Consider the following 16382-nt stretch of genomic DNA (forward strand, 5'->3'; position numbering starts at 1 on the left):
GTTTCCGGAGCCCATGGCTCTGCCGCCGGTTCGACGGGCGGAGTGGCCTCCTTCCGCAGCAGGTGGAGAGCAGTAGCCGGCGCAGGTGTGTCGGCGTCGGGGTCGCGCTGGTCAGAGGCGGCCGGTTGCCTTGAGGGACAGGTAGGCGTCCGTCAGGGCAGGGGCCAGCTCGTCGGGGAGGGCGTCGACGACCGTGACGCCGTGGCCGCGCAGGCGTTCCGCGACCCGCCGGCGTTCGCTCTGGGCGCGGGTGCCGGCCGCGGCCCGGTAGACCGCCTCGGGGGTGCCACGCGCTTCGGTCATCCGCTGAATGTGCGGATCCGAGACCGCCGCGAGAAGGACGGTGTGGCGGTGGGTGAGCCGGGACAGCACAGGCAGCAGGCCCTCCTCCACCGGTGCGGCGTCCAGCGTGGTCAGCAGCACGATCAGGGAGTTCCGTGGAGCGACCCGCAGAGCGGCCGCGGCCAGTCCCCGGGCATCCGTCTCGACCAGCTCCGGTTCCAGGCCGGCCAGGGCGGTGACCACGGCGGACAGTGGATTCCCCGCGGTACGGCTCTGCACGGAGGCTCTGACGCGCCGGTCGTAGGCGAGCAGGCCGACCTGGTCGCCGGCCCGCCCCGCGACGGCGGTCAGGAGGAGAGCGGCGTCCATGGCGGCGTCGAGGCGAGGGATGTCGCCCACCCGGCCCGCCGAGGTTCTGCCGGTGTCCAGGACGAGAAGGATGTGGCGGTCGCGTTCCGGGCGCCAGGTGCGGACCGCGACGGCCGACCGGCGGGCTGTCGCGCGCCAGTCGATGGAGCGGGTGTCGTCACCGGGGATGTACTCACGCAGGCTGTCGAACTCGGTGCCCTCGCCGCGGGTGAGGATGCTGGTCCGGCCGTCGAGCTCGCGGAGGCGGGCGAGCTTGGCCGGAAGGTGCCGGCGGCTCGTGAAAGGGGGCAGGACACGGAGGCGCCAGGGGATGCGGTGGCTCCCCTGGCGGGCCGCGAGCCCGAGCGGGCCGTGGGAACGGACGGTGACGCGGTCCGGAGCGTGGTCACCCCGCCGGGCCGGGCGGAACTCGGTGGTGATCCGGCCCTGCTCGCCCGGCGGCACGGTGAGGCGGTGCCGGACCGCCGCCCGGCCGCCAGTGGGGAGAGTGCTCGGCGGCCAGGCGTCGCGGATCACTGCCCTGAGCGGGCGCCCCGAGGGGTTCACCACGGTGAGCTGGACGGAAGCTTGTTCGTCTACTCGAACTGACGTGTCACCGGATCGAGTGAAATGGAGCGTTCGCACTGGTGCGGCGAGGGCGAGGTCTCCGAGAATGGCCAGCAGCAGGAGGCCGTTGACGAGGAGCAGGCCGGTGGCGCCGGGAAACACCAACCCGGTGATGAGGGCGGAGAGTGCGGCGATCAGAGCGGTTCGTCCGGTGAGGGTCATGGTCGAGGTGCCGCTCAGCGGGGGACGGGGACGTTGGCCAGGATCGCCTGGATCACGGCGTCGGAGGTGACGCCTTCCAGGTCGGCCTCCGGACGGAGCTGGACCCGGTGGCGGAGCGTGGGCAGGGCCAATGCCTTCACGTCGTCCGGGATGACGTAGTCACGGCCGGTGAGCCAGGCCCAGGCGCGAGCGGTGGAGAGCAGGGCGGTGGCGCCCCGGGGGGAGACCCCGAGGGAGAGGGAGGGGGAGTCACGGGTGGCACGGCAGATATCGACCACATAGCCGGTGATCTCGGGGGAGACGGAGGTCGTGGCGACGGCGGCCCGGGCCGCCGCCAGGTCCTCGGCGCCCGCCACCGCGCGCAGGCCGGCCGCCTGGAGATCGCTCGGGTTGAAGCCCTCGGTGTGGCGCGTGAGGACGGACATCTCCTCCTCGCGTGAGGGCAGGGGCACGGTGAGTTTCAGCAGGAAGCGGTCGAGCTGGGCCTCGGGCAGGGGGTAGGTGCCCTCGTACTCGACGGGGTTCTGGGTGGCGGCGACGAGGAACGGCTCCGGCAGCGGCCGTGGCGTGCCGTCGACGGTGACCTGGCGCTCCTCCATGGCTTCCAGCAGCGAGGCCTGCGTCTTGGGCGGCGTCCGGTTGATCTCGTCGGCGAGCAGCAGATGCGTGAAGACGGGACCGGGCTGGAAGGAGAACTCGGCGGTGCGGGTGTCGTAGACCAGCGAACCGGTGACGTCACTGGGCATCAGGTCGGGGGTGAACTGCACCCGTTTCGCGTCGAGGGCGAGGGCCGCCGCCAGGGCACGGACCAGGAGGGTCTTGGCAACGCCCGGGACACCTTCGAGAAGGACGTGCCCGCGGCAGAGCAGTGCCACCACCAGCCCGGTGACGGCCGGGTCCTGGCCTACGACGGCTTTGGCGATCTCGGTTCTCAATGCCTCCAGGGAGGCGCGGGCGCTGTCGGCGGTCGGGGCGCTCACGAAGGGCTGTCCTTTTCTCGGGCGGGTGGCGGGGAGACCGGGGAGACGGAATCGGCTGCATCGGAGGCGGTGGCTCCGGACACGGAGGCTCCGGGCGTCCTGGATTCGGCAGGCGGCGGTGTGGGCGGCCGTCCGGAAACGGAGGAGGTGGCGGAGGTGACGGTGTGCTGGAGACGGTCCAGTTCCTCGGCGAGGCTGATCAGCTCCCGGTCGTCCTGCGGGGCGGGGCCGAAGAGCAGGCCGGTGAGGTCGGTCGCGGTGCGCCCCGCGTGGGCGGCGAGCGGCGGGCACAACGCCTCCGGGCGGTGGGCCCGCGCGACGGGCACGCCTACGACGGGAGCGAGTCGGCTCCTGGTGGCCGAGCGGAGGGTTTCCGCGGCACGGTCGCGGGCGTTCGCGTGGTGGTACAGGCGGGCGCGTCCTTCGGTGGCCTCCGCGGCCCTGATGGTGACGGGCAGTCGTTCGAGGGTGAGAGGGCCGAGTCGCCGGGCTCTCCAGACCGCGGCCAGCAGGGCGGCGACCCCCAGTTGTGCCGCGGCCCAGCCCCACCCGGCGGGGAGTAGTTCGAAGAAGTCGCGGTCGCCTCCGTCCGGGGCGGCGTCGCCGAGCGAGGGGAGGTACCACACCAGGCGGGGCTGGGACCCCAGGAGTTGCAGGGCGAGCGAGGCGTTGCCGCGTTCGGCGAGCCGGTCGTTGAGCAGGAGGTCCGGCGCGCCGAGAAGGACGGTGTCGCCGCCTTCCGGACCCGGGAGGCGGAGGAGGGCCGGGAGACCGTCACTGAGATAACACTGGTCGGCGCCGGGAGCGGCGGCCTCGTCAAGGGTGTAGCGGAGCCCGCCGAGTTCGGCGTCACCGGCCCGGTGGGCGGGCGGGTAGTCGCAGTCGGGTGAGAGGGGCGTCTCGGTGGTGGGTTCGGCGGCCTCGGCGGCGGGGGCCAGGTCCCGGGTGGCGGAGGCGCCCGGGGCGAGGAGCACGGTGCGCCGGTCGGGTCCGGCCATGGCGTTCCGCAGAGCGGTGCGCTGGCCCTTGGTCAGCAGATCGGGGTTGGTGACCAGCAGGGTCGTTCCGGGACGGGCCGCGGCCACGGCGTCCGCCGTGGTGGTGACCGGCTCGGTCCGTACGCCGCGGTCGGCCAGGAGTTCGGCGACGGCCCGGCTGCCCTGGCGGTCCGCGGAGCGCGGGTCGAGCAGGCCGTGCCGCTCGCCCGAGCGCAGGACGGCGAGGGTGGTGCCGGCGAGCAGCAGGACGGCGAGAGCGAGCAGGAGGCCCCGGGCGCGGGACCACAGGCGGTGGGCGGAGGGGGAGATCGAGGTGCCGGCGGTCGCGGGCGGCGTCATGAGCTGCTCCGGGTCTCCGCCGGGGCCGTCCGTGGCCTGCTGCGCCGGAGTTCGGTGTCGAGGTCGCGGAGACGGGCGTACGTCTCCGGGGTGCCGGGGCGCCCGCCGTAGCTGACGGCGTCGAAGTCCTGGGCGGCCTGGCGCAGACGCTCCGCGTGCCCGGGCAGACGGTGGCCGGCCTCGGTGGCCGCCTCGTCCGCGGTGCGGCCCGGGCGCGGGTCGAGCAGGGCGCGTTCCTCCAGGGACCGCACGAGTGCGCGCATCGCCTCCCGTATGGCCGGGGCCCACTCCCCGGCGGAGGCGTGACCTGCGGCGGTGGCGCGGTGGTCGGCGGCGGTGCGTGGGCGGTCGGTGAAGAGGGGCGCGGCGGCCGGCGCGGTACGGCGGAAGGAGCCCAGGCGGAGCCGGAGCGCGACAAGGAGGAGGACGATCACGGCCAGGACCACCAGGACACCGATCCGGCCGCCGGGGGTCACGCCGGCCGCGGTCCCCATGAGTCCGTCGAGCCACTCCCAGAAGCGGTCGAGGGCGCGCCGGAGGAGACCGGGCCGGTGCTCCTGGTACATCTGCTTGGACAGCTCCGCCTGCGCCGCCTCGCGGGCGGGCAGACGAGGGATCGTGATCGGGACGCCGTCCCCTGTGCCTGCCGCGTACCGCGCCATGTGGCCGTCAGCCCCGATCACCGCGTCAGCCTCCCTGGGCGGTGCCGCCGGTCCCGCCGCCGGTGTCCGTCCCCTCGTAGCCGGGGAGGCCCGCCGCACGGCCCAGTTCCAGGTCGAGGGCCTCGCGGCGGATGCGCAGGTCGATGTAGAGCAGCGCGGCGACACCCGCGCTGATCGGGAAGGTGATCGTGGAACTGATGACCGAGCCGATGCCGAGGACGATCAGGAAGGGCCAGCTCGCCTCCGTGCTGTCGCCGGTCACCCAGTCGGCGGCGCTCTCGCCGCCGAGGAGGACCGCGGCGAAGCTGGTGGGCACCTCCACGACGAGCGCGACGAAGAACAGCAGGGCCAGCGTCAGCAGCTGGATGCCGAACACCCGCCACCAGGAACCCCGCACGAGCTTGACGGAGCGGCGCAGGGAGGTCAGGACGCCCTGCCGCTCCAGCATGAGAGCGGGGGCGGCGAGGCTGAAGCGGATGGCCAGCCAGACGGCGAGCCCGAGTCCGGCCAGGGCGCCCAGCGGCACCAGCAACGCGGCCGCCACGTCGACTCCGGCCCAGGCCAGGAGGAGCCCGGGAGCCATGGCGGCGGCGACGGTCCCCGCGACGATCAGCGGTACGAGAAGGAGCAGCCCGAGAAGGCGGAGCAGCAGGGGCCGGCCGCTGTGCCACGCTTCCCCGGTGGTCACCGGCTGTCCGAGGACGGCCCGGCTGACGACCACGGTCAGCAGTGCGGTGGCGATGATGGTGCCCAGGAGGCCGACGAAACCGGTGACGGCCGCGCCGGTGAAGAAGCCGCCGAGGGCGTCCAGCGCCTCGTCCGGGGTGGGGTTCGGGTTGTTCTCCAGGGCGGCCAGCCCTGTCTGGTCGGTGAGCCAGAGACCGGTGGCGACCGTCGAGATGGTCTCCGTGACCACGGCGACGGCGAGGGAGATGCCGAGGACGGTGCGCCAGTGGGCCCGCATCGTCGACACGGCGCCGTCCAGGATCTCGCCGATCCCGAGCGGCCGCAGCGGGATGACGCCCGGCTTGGCGGCGGCCGGTTGCGGCGCCCAGCCTGGGCCGCCCGGACCGGCGCCCCAGGGCCCGCTCCCGCCTGGTGGCGGGGTGGGCCCGGAGCCGGCGGGGGCCGTCCAGCCGCCCCCCGGGGGCTGCTCCTTGGACCAGTTCACCGGTGGTTCGCCGGCACCGGTGGCCCGGTCGGGGCCGCCGGGCTTCCCGTCGCCCCGGTCCGGATCGCCGGAGGCGGCCGGTCCGGGCGAGGCCCAGCCCGGAGAGTCGTTCATGGTCGCTCCTTCGCGGTGCCGTCCGCGGTCCGCCGGAGGATGCCGGCGAGTGCCGGGGCGGGGACGCGGGGTGACGGCCGGTCGACTGCCATCGTGCCACGGGGCCTACCCACTCCGGGCCGGACCCTGCCTCCGGGGCGGAGGACACCTTCTGCTCTCCGTCACGGACGGGCAGACTGGGCGGATGGTTGATCACGACGTGTTCCCCGCAGCCGGGCGGCCGGCCTCCCTTCCCGTGGTGCGCTGGGACGAGCCCCCCGAGGGCCCGGTCCTCGTGCTGCTCGACCAGACCCGGCTGCCGGCCGAGGAGGCCGAGCTGGTGTGCACGGACGTGCCGGCGCTCGCCGAGGCTGTGCGCGTGCTGGCGGTCCGCGGCGCCCCGTTGCTGGGCATCGTGGGCGCCTACGGGGTGGCGCTGGCCGCCGCGCGGGGCTACGACGTGGAGGAAGCGGCCGTGCACCTGGCCGGGACCCGCCCCACGGCGGTGAACCTGGGCCGTGGGGTGTCCCTGGCGCTGGACGCCCATCGGCGGGCGTCGGCGGAGGGGGCCGGGCCGCGGGAGGCGGCCGCGGCGGCGCTCCGCGCGGCGCGGGAGCTGCACCGGCAGGACGCCGAGGCGAGCGCGCGGATGGCGGAGCACGGCGCGGCCCTGCTGCGTGAGCTGCTGCCGGGCGGCGGTTACCGGCTGCTGACCCACTGCAACACGGGGCGGCTGGTCTCCGGGGGCGAGGGCACGGCCTTCGCCGTGGTGCGGAACGTGCACCGCGCAGGTGAGCTGCGGCGGCTGTGGGTGGACGAGACGCGGCCGCTGTTGCAGGGGTCGCGGCTGACCGCCTGGGAGGCGGCGCGGAACGACATGGCGTACACGCTGCTGCCGGACGCCGCAGCCGGGTCGCTGTTCTCGGCCGGTGAGGTGGACGCCGTCCTGGTGGGCGCGGACCGGATCGCGGCGGACGGCTCGGTGGCGAACAAGGTGGGCAGCTACCCGCTGGCGGTGCTGGCGCGCTACCACCATGTGCCGTTCATCGTGGTGGCACCCGTCACCACGGTGGACGCGGACACCCCGGACGGCGGTTCGATCGAGGTGGAGCACCGCCCGGGGCACGAGGTGACGGAGCTGTCGTCACCGCAGGTGCCGGGCGCCGGCCGGGAGCCGGGCACGGGGGCGGCGCTGGCACCCCTGGGTACTCAGGCGTACAATCCGGCCTTCGACGTCACCCCGCCGGAGCTGGTGACGGCGATCGTCACGGAGCACGGGGTCGTGTCACCCGTCACGGGGGACGCCATCAGGGATCTGTGTTCCAGGTCACGCCAGGTCACGAACAGGTAATGGGATGATGTCGGTATGAAAGGACGCGTTCTGGTCGTCGATGACGACACCGCGCTGGCGGAGATGCTCGGCATCGTCCTGCGGGGCGAAGGGTTCGAGCCGTCGTTCGTCGCCGACGGAGACAAGGCGCTGGCCGCCTTCCGCGAGACCAAGCCCGATCTTGTGCTGCTCGACCTGATGCTCCCCGGCCGGGACGGCATCGAGGTGTGCCGGCTGATCCGGGCGGAGTCCGGGGTGCCGATCGTGATGCTGACCGCGAAGAGCGACACGGTCGACGTGGTGGTCGGTCTGGAGTCCGGCGCGGACGACTACATCGTCAAGCCGTTCAAGCCCAAGGAGCTGGTGGCGCGGATCCGGGCCCGGCTGCGGCGCTCGGAGGAGCCCGCGCCGGAACAGCTCGCGATCGGCGATCTGGTGATCGACGTCGCGGGGCACTCGGTGAAGCGGGACGGGCAGGCCATCGCGCTGACCCCGCTGGAGTTCGACCTGCTGGTGGCGCTGGCGCGCAAGCCGTGGCAGGTCTTCACCCGCGAGGTCCTGCTCGAACAGGTGTGGGGTTACCGGCACGCCGCGGACACGCGGCTGGTCAACGTCCACGTGCAGCGGCTGCGGTCGAAGGTCGAGAAGGACCCGGAGCGGCCGGAGATCGTGGTGACGGTCCGGGGCGTCGGGTACAAGGCGGGACCGGGCTGAGATGGCCGGGCACGGTGCTGCTCCGGAGCGCAACGAGGGGCGGCCCGTCGACCCGGTGGGCAGGATCCCGCTCTACGACCGCCTCCGCCAGGGCGGCGGTCTGCTGCAGGACGGGGCCCCGGGCGGCCCGGTCAACCCGGTGCTGCGGATGGTGCTGCGCTGGGTGCGGCGGCCGCTGCTGGCGGCGCTCCGGCTGTGGCGGCGCAACATCCAGCTCCGGGTGGTGGCGATCACCCTGCTGATGTCGCTGGGTGTGGTGCTGCTGCTCGGCGTGGTGGTGATAGGGCAGGTGCGGCACGGTCTGCTGGACGCCAGGACGAGCGCCGCCCAGTCGCAGGCGGCCGGCGGATTCCGGGTGGCGCAGGACCAGGCCGACGCCGACGCGCGCGGCGAGGCGGGCGCCACGGCCGGCGGCCGCGCCCAGCTCAACTCCGGCGTCTGGCTGACCGACCTGGTGCAGCAGCTCGCCAGCGGCGGGCAGGGCGTCTACTCCGTGGTGGCACTCGGCTCGGACACCGAGCAGCCCTTCGTCGACGACAGCACGGGCACCCGCGCGCCGCGCTCCTCCGGCGACGTGCAGCCCGAGGAGAGCGTGCCGCAGGAACTGCGGGACTCCCTGGACACCGAGCCCGGCACGTACATGCAGCACACGCGCATCGTGCGCGGCTCGGGGAGCGGGGAGCCCGCGCTGGCGATCGGCAAACAGCTCAACGACGTCAACGGCAACCCGTACCAGCTGTACTACCTCTTCCCGTTCACCCAGGAGGAGAAGTCGCTGAGCCTGGTCCGGACGACCCTGGCGACGGCCGGGGTCTTCGTGGTCGTGCTGCTCGGCGCCATCGCCTGGGTGGTCGTCCGGCAGGTGGTGACGCCGGTGCGGATGGCGGCGGGGATCTCCGAGCGGCTCGCGGCGGGGCTGCTGCAGGAGCGGATGAAGGTCTCCGGCGAGGACGACATCGCGCGGCTCGGGGAGTCCTTCAACAAGATGGCGAAGAATCTCCAGCTCAAGATCCAGCAGCTGGAGGAGCTCTCGCGGATGCAGCGCCGGTTCGTCTCCGACGTCTCGCACGAGCTGCGGACCCCGCTGACGACCGTGCGGATGGCCGCCGAGGTCATCCACGACGCCAGGGACGACTTCGACCCGGTGACGGCGCGCTCGGCGGAGCTGCTCAACGGCCAGCTCGACCGCTTCGAGTCGCTGCTCGCGGATCTGCTGGAGATCAGCCGGTTCGACGCCGGGGCGGCGGCGCTGGAGGCGGAGCCGATCGACCTGCGGACCGTGGTCGACCGGGTGATCGAGGGCGCCGAGCCGCTGGCGGAGAAGAAGGGCAGCCGTGTCGTGGTGCGGGGCGCGGAGCAGCCGGTGGTGGCCGAGGTGGATCCGCGGCGGATCGAGCGGGTGCTGCGGAACCTCGTGGTCAACGCGGTGGAGCACGGGGAGGGCCGGGACGTCGTGGTACGGCTGGCCGCCGCCGGCGGCGCCGTGGCGGTGGCCGTGCGGGACTACGGGGTCGGCCTCAAGCCGGGGGAGGCGACCCGCGTCTTCAACCGTTTCTGGCGGGCCGATCCGGCGCGGGCGCGGACCACGGGCGGTACGGGCCTCGGGCTGTCGATCGCCGTCGAGGACGCCCGGCTGCACGGCGGCTGGCTCCAGGCGTGGGGGGAGCCCGGCGGCGGCTCCCAGTTCCGGCTGACGCTGCCGCGCACGGCGGACGACTCGCTCCGCGGCTCGCCCATACCGCTGGAGCCCGAGGACTCCCGGCGCAAGCGGGGAGCGGCGCAGGAGCCGGCCGTGGCCTCGCCGCCGGCTCCCCGGCCGGCCGCCGCCGCGCCGGTCTCGTCGTCGCCGGCGGCGGTGTCCGCCGCCCGGGCGCCCGCGCCGGTGACGGGAGCTGCGGACCCGGCGGCGCTGCCGGGGAGCGGGACCCGTGTGGTGGCGCGCGGTGCGGACGCGCGGCGTCCGGAGGATCGCCGGGCCGCCACGGGCACGGCCCGGCAGGGCGGGAAGGGCGACGATCGGGAGGACGGCTCGGGTGAATCCTGACCTGCGGTCGTATCGGGGGGCGTATCGGCGGTCGGACCAACGGCCGTATCGGTGGCGGAGCGCCCGGAGGGTGGCCGCGCTGGGCGTGTGCGGGGCGCTGGCGGCCGGGTGCGCGTCGATGCCGGACGGCGGAGGGGTCCGCCGGGTCGACGTCTCGCAGCGGGCGGACGCCGACGCGCAGGTGCGGGTCTTCGGCCTGCCGCCGCGCAAGGGGGAGCAGCCGGCGGACATCGTGCGCGGCTTCCTGGAGGCGACCACCAGCGACGAGGCGGACTTCCGCACGGCGCGGCTCTACCTGACGGAGGAGGCGTCCCGGAGCTGGCGCCCCGCGTCCGGGACCACGGTCCTGGCCGACGGCCCGGTGCCGCAGATGGAGCCGCAGTCCGGGGAGCGGCGGGCGAACTCCGCCACGGCCGTGCTCCGGGGCGACAAGATCGCCGCGGTCGACCAGGGCCAGGCGTACCGGCCGGAGGAGGCCGACTACCAGGCGCGGGTACGGCTGACCAGGGTGGACGGCGAGTGGCGCATCGACCGGCCGCCGGAGGGGCTGGTCCTCGGCCGGTCCGATTTCGAGCGGATCTACCGCTCCGTCAACACGTACTACTACGCCGTCCCCGGCTCCCGGGAGGACTCCGGTACGGGGGGTGACGTGCTGGTCGCCGACCCGGTCCATCTGCGCAAGCGGGTGGACAAGCGGGAGGACCTGGTGACCTCCACGGTCAAGGCGCTGCTCAAGGGGCCGAGCGACTGGCTCGACCCGGTGGTGGAGTCGAAGTTCCCCGAGGGGACGGAGCTGGTCGACGAGACCCTGTCGATGGACGACTCCAACGGCTTGCGGGTCCGGCTCAACCAGCGCGGCTCGCGGGTCACCCCGGAGCAGTGCACCCAGATGGCGGCCCAGCTGTACTTCGCCGTGCAGGATCTCGCGTCGGCCCAGGTCAGCCAGGTGGACCTGGCGGACCCGGGGGGCGCGCAGCTGTGCGTGGTCAACCGCGGCCAGGCGGACGCCTACGCCCCGCCCGGCCTGCGGGAACCGTCCGAGCGGCAGTACTTCCTCGACGACCAGGGCCGGATGGTGAGCCTGCCGCCCGGCGGCGAGACCCCGACGCGGGCTCCCGGGCCCTTCGGGGACGGTTCGATCGCGCTGGGGACGGTCGCCGTCTCCCGTACCGAGCGGTCGGCGGCCGGGGTCACGAGGGACGGGCGCTCGCTGTACGTGGCGCAGATCGAGGCGGGGGCGGAGCTCGGCCCGCCCCGGCTGCGCAGCGCGTCGGCGGGTCCCGGCGGCGGGTTCTCCCGGCCCGGCTGGGACGCGCGCGGCAATCTGTGGGTGGTCGACCGGGACCCGGAGCAGCCGCGGCTGCTCGTCCTGCCCCGCGGCACGGACGAGCCGCGGGAGGTGGTGGTCCCCGCGCTGGGCGACGGCCGGATCGAGTCGATCCGGGTGGCCTCGGACGGGGTGCGCATCGCCCTGGTGGTCAAGCGGGGCGACCGTACGTCGCTGGAGCTGGGGCGGATCGAGCGGACGGGGGACGGGCCGGACAAGCCGCCCCTGTCGGTGAACGGCCTGCGGTCGATGACCCCGGAGCTGGAACAGGTCGAGTCGGCGTCCTGGGCCGGGGTGAGCCGGCTGGTGGTCGTGGGCCGCGCCTCCGGCGTGCAGCAGTTGCGGTACGTGCAGACGGACGGCTCGTCGGTGAACAGCCCGCCGCCGCCGGGCGCCAACGGGGTCACCACCGTGGCGGCCTCGGAGGACGAGAACAAGCCCCTGCTCGCCCACTCCGAGGACGGGATCGTGCGGCTGCCGCCCTCGGGCGGCAACTGGCAGCTGGTGACCAAGAAGGGGTCCGAGCCGGCTTATCCGGGGTGATGCCGGCGGCCGGCGTGAGCCGGGCCGGTGGCCGGCCGCCCGGCGGGCCCCTCCGGCGTGCCCGGCCCCGTCCGCCGCGCCGGCAGCGCCGGCCGCGCCCGCCCCGCCGGCGCCACCGATCCGGTCGACCCCGCTGACTCCGCCGACCGCGCGGACCGGGGGAGACGCGGGTTTTCCACAGGGCTGGCGGGCCTGTCCCGCCGGGCGCCACAGTGGCCGTCATGAGCGGATGCGCGCGGGGAGACGTACAAGGATGCGTCAGGGGATGGTGGCAGGAGCTCTCGGACCTGGTGCTGCCGGTCGACTGCGCGGGGTGCGGTCTGCCGCGTAACCGGTTGTGCGCCCGGTGCCGTGGAGTGCTGGACCGCGGGGGCGCGGTCGAGGTGTGTCCCGAACCGCCGCCGGCGGGGCTGCCGCCGGTGCGCGCGGTCGTGCCCTACGGAGGTGAGGTGCGGGAGATGCTGCTGGCGCACAAGGAGCGTGGCGCGCTGGCTCTGGCGCGGCCGCTGGGCGCGGCGCTCGCCGCGGCGGTGCGCGCGCACCGGCCCTGGGCCGGGGGCGGCGGGACGCTGCTGCTGGTGCCGGTTCCGTCGGCGCGGCGCGCGGTGGCCCGCCGGGGGCACGACCCCACGCGCCGGATCGGGTTCGCCGCCGCGGCGGTGCTTCGGGGCGAGGGACGGCCGGTGCGGGTGATGCCCGCGCTGCGGCAGCGGAGGGTGGTGGCCGACCAGGCGGGGCTGCCGGCCCGGGAGCGCGCGGCGAACCTGGCGGGCGCGCTGGAGGTGAGGGGCGCCGCGCGGGGATGGGTGCGATCGGCCCCGGTCGTCCTCGTGGACGACCTGGTGACGACGGGGGCGTCACTGGCGGAATCGGCACGTTCGGTTCGCGCGGCAGGGGGGAAGGTGATCGGTGCGGCGGTGGTCGCCGCGCCACCGGGCGCCTTCGTGGCCCGGTCGGCCCGGGCTGCGCCGACGGCGGGCCGACGGCGTAGGCACAGGTGAGAGCGGTGGACCGGACGTTCCGGAAGGAAGCCCTCCGGAACGAGGCGGGGAGGAAAACGGTCCCCGCCGAGGGGTGCCATCCCTCGATCGGGCGGGTTATGTTCGAATCTGAGAAGTGGCTGAATTTATACCACTTCTGGCGGGTTTTGCCGTGGCCTGGTGAGGACAGGTGCGAGTCAAGGAGAAGGCTCGCCGGCCCCGGCCGACGGGCGCCGACCCACCGGCTGGGAGGAGGAGGTCAAGGGCCGCAGCGCCCGGCTCCGCGCCGGCGTGACCAGGTGATGCGGCAGACGCAGATCGGACGCCCCCGCCGCCGGCGGACGTCCGGACCGAGGCAAGTGGGGCGCTCCGCTCGGCGGAGGCCCCGGGAACGGAGTTCCGCGTGGACATCGTCGTCAAGGGCCGCAAGACCGAGGTGCCCGAGCGCTTCCGCAAGCACGTGACCGAGAAGCTGAAGCTGGAGAAGATCCAGAAGCTCGACGGCAAGGTGATCAGCCTCGATGTCGAGGTGTCCAAGGAGCACAACCCCCGGCAGGCGGACCGCTCCGACCGAGTGGAGATCACCCTGCGCACGCGCGGCCCGGTGATCCGGGCGGAGGCCGCCGCCGCCGATCCCTACGCCGCGCTGGACGCCGCCACGGCACGCCTGGAGGCGCAGCTGCGCAAGCGGAGTGACAAGCGCCGGGTCCACCGGGGCCCGGGCCGGACCCCCACCAGCGTGGCCGCCGCGACCGCTCCACTGGCCGGGCACCTGAACGGTGAGACGCCCACGACCCCCGCGCCGCGGGAGGAGACGGTGCCCACCAAGAAGGTCGGCTGCCTGGAGGTCCAGGGGGACGGGCCGCTGGTGGTCCGTGAGAAGACCCACACCGCCGCCCCGATGAGCCTGGACCAGGCCCTCTACGAGATGGAGCTGGTCGGGCACGACTTCTACCTCTTCATCGACGCGGAGACCAAGCAGCCCAGCGTGGTCTACCGGCGCCACGCGTACGACTACGGCGTGATCCACCTGGAGGCGGACTCGATGGTCTCCGAGCCGCCCGCCGGCGCGGGTGGTGCGCTCGGCGGCTGATCGCGGTGGTGCCGTCCGCGACCTGATCACCATGCCCCCGGGAGCGTCCGTGCGCCCCCGGGGGCTCCACCGTGCGACCGCGGGGGCACCGTTCCACCCGCCGGGCATGAAATCATGGCGAGGCGGCCGCCAACCCGGCGCTGCGCAGCACGGGTTGGCCCGGCACGCGATCGAGGGCCCCGCCCTCGGGGGGAGGAACCATGGCGGACAGCTTCGGGCCCGTGACCGGCGGAGACGGCGGGGGAGCCGTCGGTTCCGGCGCGGACGCGGGGGGGTCCCGCAAGGAACCCATCCGGGTCCTGGTGGTGGACGACCACGCTCTCTTCCGGCGCGGGCTGGAGATCGTGCTCGCGCAGGAGGAGGACATCGAGGTCATCGGCGAGGCCGGGGACGGCGCCGAGGCCGTGGAGAAGGCGGCCGACCTGCTGCCCGACATCGTGCTGATGGACGTCCGGATGCCGCGGCGCGGTGGTATCGAGGCCTGTACCGCGCTGAAGGAGGTGGCCCCCAGCGCGAAGATCATCATGTTGACGATCAGCGACGAGGAGGCCGACCTCTACGAGGCGATCAAGGCCGGTGCCACCGGGTACCTCCTCAAGGAGATCTCCACCGACGAGGTGGCCACCGCCATCCGCGCGGTCGCGGACGGCCAGTCGCAGATCAGCCCGTCGATGGCCTCCAAACTGCTCACCGAGTTCAAGTCGATGATCCAGCGCACCGACGAGCGGCGGCTGGTGCCCGCCCCCAGGCTCACCGACCGGGAGCTGGAGGTGCTCAAGCTCGTCGCCACCGGAATGAACAACCGGGACATCGCCAAGGAACTCTTCATCAGCGAGAACACGGTGAAGAACCACGTCCGCAACATCCTGGAGAAGTTGCAGCTCCACTCGCGGATGGAGGCCGTGGTCTACGCGATGCGGGAGAAGATCCTCGAGATCCGCTGACCGGATCAGGTCCGTCGGCGCGGGGGCGTCCGGAGCGGAAGTCGGCCGGAGCCGGCCGCACCGCGCCGCAGGCCGGGCGCCGCAGGGCGTACCGCCCCGTGCCGTGACCGGCCACCGGAGGTCTCCGGCCACCGCCACGCTCCCCGCCCGGGCCGCCCCCGCCCGCACCCGTGGAACTCCCGCCACGCGCGGTTCCGCCCCGGCCCAGGCCACCGGAGACGGCCGGCCGGGACGGGCCACCGGAGGCGATCGGGGACGGGAGTGACCGGATCAGCGGAGGATCTCCGCGAGTTCGGCGGCCAGGGGCGCGGCCAGCTCGGGCGGGTCGATCCGCTCGATCCGGACGTCGGAGCACCCGACCCAGGAGGCCGCCTCCGCCAGCGCCTCGGCCATCGGCCGTACCGCCTTGCCGCCGCGGAGCGACAACTGCCGTGCGACCAGCGTCGTGCCCTCGCGGGCCGGGTCCACCCGGCCCAGCAACCGTCCGCCCGACAGCAGGGGCATGGCGAAGTAGCCGTGAATCCGCCGGGGCCGGGGGACGTACGCCTCCAGCCGGTGCGTGAAGTCGAAGATCCGCTCGGTGCGCGGCCGGTCCCAGATGAGCGAGTCGAAGGGGGAGAGCAGGGTGGTGCGGTGCCGGCCCCGCGCCGGTGGTGCCAGCGCCGCCGGGTCGGCCCAGGCGGCGCCCGGGGGCCGCGCGGCCGGCGATCCGCCGCGCCCGGGCCTGCCCCATCCTTCGACCACCACCGGGACGAGACCGGAGTCGGCGATCACCTCGTCCACCTGTTCGGAACGGAGCCGGTGGTAGTCGGCCAGATCCGCGCGGGTGGCCACCCCCATCGCGGCCCCGGCCTGGGCGACCAGCCGGCGCACACACTCGTGGTCGTCGACGTCGTCGTGGAAGAGCGGGCCGGGTATGACGCGCTCGGCGAGGTCGTACACGCGTTTCCAGCCGCGCCGCCGGGCGCACACCACCTCGCCGGTGTCGAGCAGCCACTCCACCGCGATCTTCGTCTCCGACCAGTCGTACCACTCGCCGCCGTTCTTGGCGCCGCCCAGCTCCGTCGCGGTGAGGGGGCCGTCGCTCTTCAGCCGGTCCCGTACGGCGGCGCACGAACGCTCCGAGTCCTCCAGGACATGCCACCGCCTGCCCCGGGCCACGCGCTCCCGGCGGCGGAAGGCGAAGTGCGGCCACTCCTCGACGGGCAGCACGCAGGCGGCGTGCGACCAGTACTCGAAGGCGGTGGAACCCGACCAGTAGGCGGATTCCACGGCGGAACGCCCGACCGCCCCCAGCCGGGCGTACGGCACCAGCTCGTGCGAGCGCGCGAGCACCGAGATCGTGTCGAGCTGGACGGCGCCGAGCCGCCGGAGCACCCCGCGCACCCCGCCACGGCGGTCCGGGGCGCCCAGCAGCCCCTGGGCCCGCAGCGCGATGCGGCGGGCCTCGTCGGCGGAGAGTTCCAGGGAGGGCGTCGGCAGGCTCGTCATGGCCGCACCTTAGACCCGGCCACCGACAACGCCCGCCGGAGCCGTCCCCCGCCGCCTGTCACCGCCGCCCGTCCCCTGGCCGCCGGCCGCTCGCCGTGCCCCGCACCCGGCCCCCGCGCCGGCGCCGCCCGGCCCCGGTGCGGGAGCGCGTGCCGTCACCGTCACCGGTGCCGCCGTCACCGCTCCGTCAGGCTCCGTCACCGCACCGTCACCGTTCCGGTGGTGGCGTGTCCCGGGGGCCCCGGCGTGCGCCG

General features: G+C 74.5%; 13 protein-coding genes. 7 read left to right on the plus strand and 6 right to left on the minus strand.

From position 1 onward, the window contains the following. Window positions 1–111: 111 nt before the first annotated feature. From HCK00_RS14680 to HCK00_RS14700, 5 genes are read right to left on the minus strand one after another with little or no spacing between them, the layout of a single operon-like run. Entirely contained in the window at window positions 112–1419 is a 1308-nt protein-coding gene (locus HCK00_RS14680; RefSeq protein ID WP_168102382.1) for a DUF58 domain-containing protein, read from the minus strand. Window positions 1420–1433: 14 nt separating this feature from the next. Further along, on the minus strand, window positions 1434–2399 hold the full coding sequence (locus tag HCK00_RS14685; RefSeq protein WP_168102383.1) for an AAA family ATPase: 966 nt from the start codon (window positions 2397–2399) through the stop codon (window positions 1434–1436). Further along, entirely contained in the window at window positions 2396–3736 is a 1341-nt protein-coding gene (locus HCK00_RS14690; RefSeq protein WP_168102384.1) for a DUF4350 domain-containing protein, read from the minus strand. The genes HCK00_RS14685 and HCK00_RS14690 overlap by 4 nt, the downstream gene beginning before the upstream one ends. Next, complete coding sequence (locus HCK00_RS14695; RefSeq protein ID WP_168102534.1) at window positions 3733–4398, minus strand: DUF4129 domain-containing protein; 666 nt, start codon at window positions 4396–4398, stop codon at window positions 3733–3735. The genes HCK00_RS14690 and HCK00_RS14695 overlap by 4 nt, the downstream gene beginning before the upstream one ends. Window positions 4399–4423: 25 nt before the next feature. After that, window positions 4424–5683, minus strand: a complete 1260-nt coding sequence (locus HCK00_RS14700) for a hypothetical protein (RefSeq protein ID WP_168102385.1) — start codon at window positions 5681–5683, stop codon at window positions 4424–4426. A 184-nt stretch (window positions 5684–5867) separates the two neighbouring features. Between HCK00_RS14700 and mtnA the strand changes: the two genes are divergently transcribed. The 7 genes from mtnA to HCK00_RS14735 all read left to right on the plus strand — a co-directional run bounded on the left by mtnA (window position 5868) and on the right by HCK00_RS14735 (window position 14637). Then, window positions 5868–7013: an S-methyl-5-thioribose-1-phosphate isomerase gene (mtnA, locus tag HCK00_RS14705; protein ID WP_168102386.1), complete on the plus strand. Its 1146-nt coding sequence runs from the start codon at window positions 5868–5870 to the stop codon at window positions 7011–7013. Between the two features lie 15 nt (window positions 7014–7028). Next, window positions 7029–7706 (plus strand): two-component system response regulator MtrA, encoded by a 678-nt coding sequence (gene mtrA, locus HCK00_RS14710; protein WP_168102387.1) that lies wholly within the window; start codon window positions 7029–7031, stop codon window positions 7704–7706. Window position 7707: 1 nt separating this feature from the next. Then, the gene (mtrB, locus tag HCK00_RS14715) at window positions 7708–9750 is read left to right on the plus strand and encodes an MtrAB system histidine kinase MtrB (protein WP_168102388.1); all 2043 of its coding nucleotides are present in this window, start codon (window positions 7708–7710) and stop codon (window positions 9748–9750) included. Between the two features lie 70 nt (window positions 9751–9820). Then, window positions 9821–11620 (plus strand): LpqB family beta-propeller domain-containing protein, encoded by a 1800-nt coding sequence (locus HCK00_RS14720; RefSeq protein WP_311765331.1) that lies wholly within the window; start codon window positions 9821–9823, stop codon window positions 11618–11620. A 221-nt stretch (window positions 11621–11841) separates the two neighbouring features. After that, a complete protein-coding gene (locus HCK00_RS14725; protein WP_168102389.1) occupies window positions 11842–12621 on the plus strand; it encodes a ComF family protein in 780 nt (259 codons plus the stop codon). 382 nt (window positions 12622–13003) lie between these two features. Then, on the plus strand, window positions 13004–13693 hold the full coding sequence (gene hpf, locus HCK00_RS14730) for a ribosome hibernation-promoting factor, HPF/YfiA family (protein ID WP_168102390.1): 690 nt from the start codon (window positions 13004–13006) through the stop codon (window positions 13691–13693). 200 nt (window positions 13694–13893) lie between these two features. After that, entirely contained in the window at window positions 13894–14637 is a 744-nt protein-coding gene (locus HCK00_RS14735) for a response regulator (RefSeq protein ID WP_168102391.1), read from the plus strand. A gap of 270 nt (window positions 14638–14907) precedes the next feature. Here the strand turns inward: HCK00_RS14735 and HCK00_RS14740 are convergent, their stop codons facing one another. Then, window positions 14908–16128 (minus strand): winged helix-turn-helix domain-containing protein, encoded by a 1221-nt coding sequence (locus HCK00_RS14740; protein ID WP_168102392.1) that lies wholly within the window; start codon window positions 16126–16128, stop codon window positions 14908–14910. Window positions 16129–16382 lie beyond the last annotated feature (254 nt).

The sequence above is a fragment of the Streptomyces zingiberis genome (assembly GCF_012034935.1).
Lineage (GTDB): Bacteria > Actinomycetota > Actinomycetes > Streptomycetales > Streptomycetaceae > Streptomyces > Streptomyces zingiberis.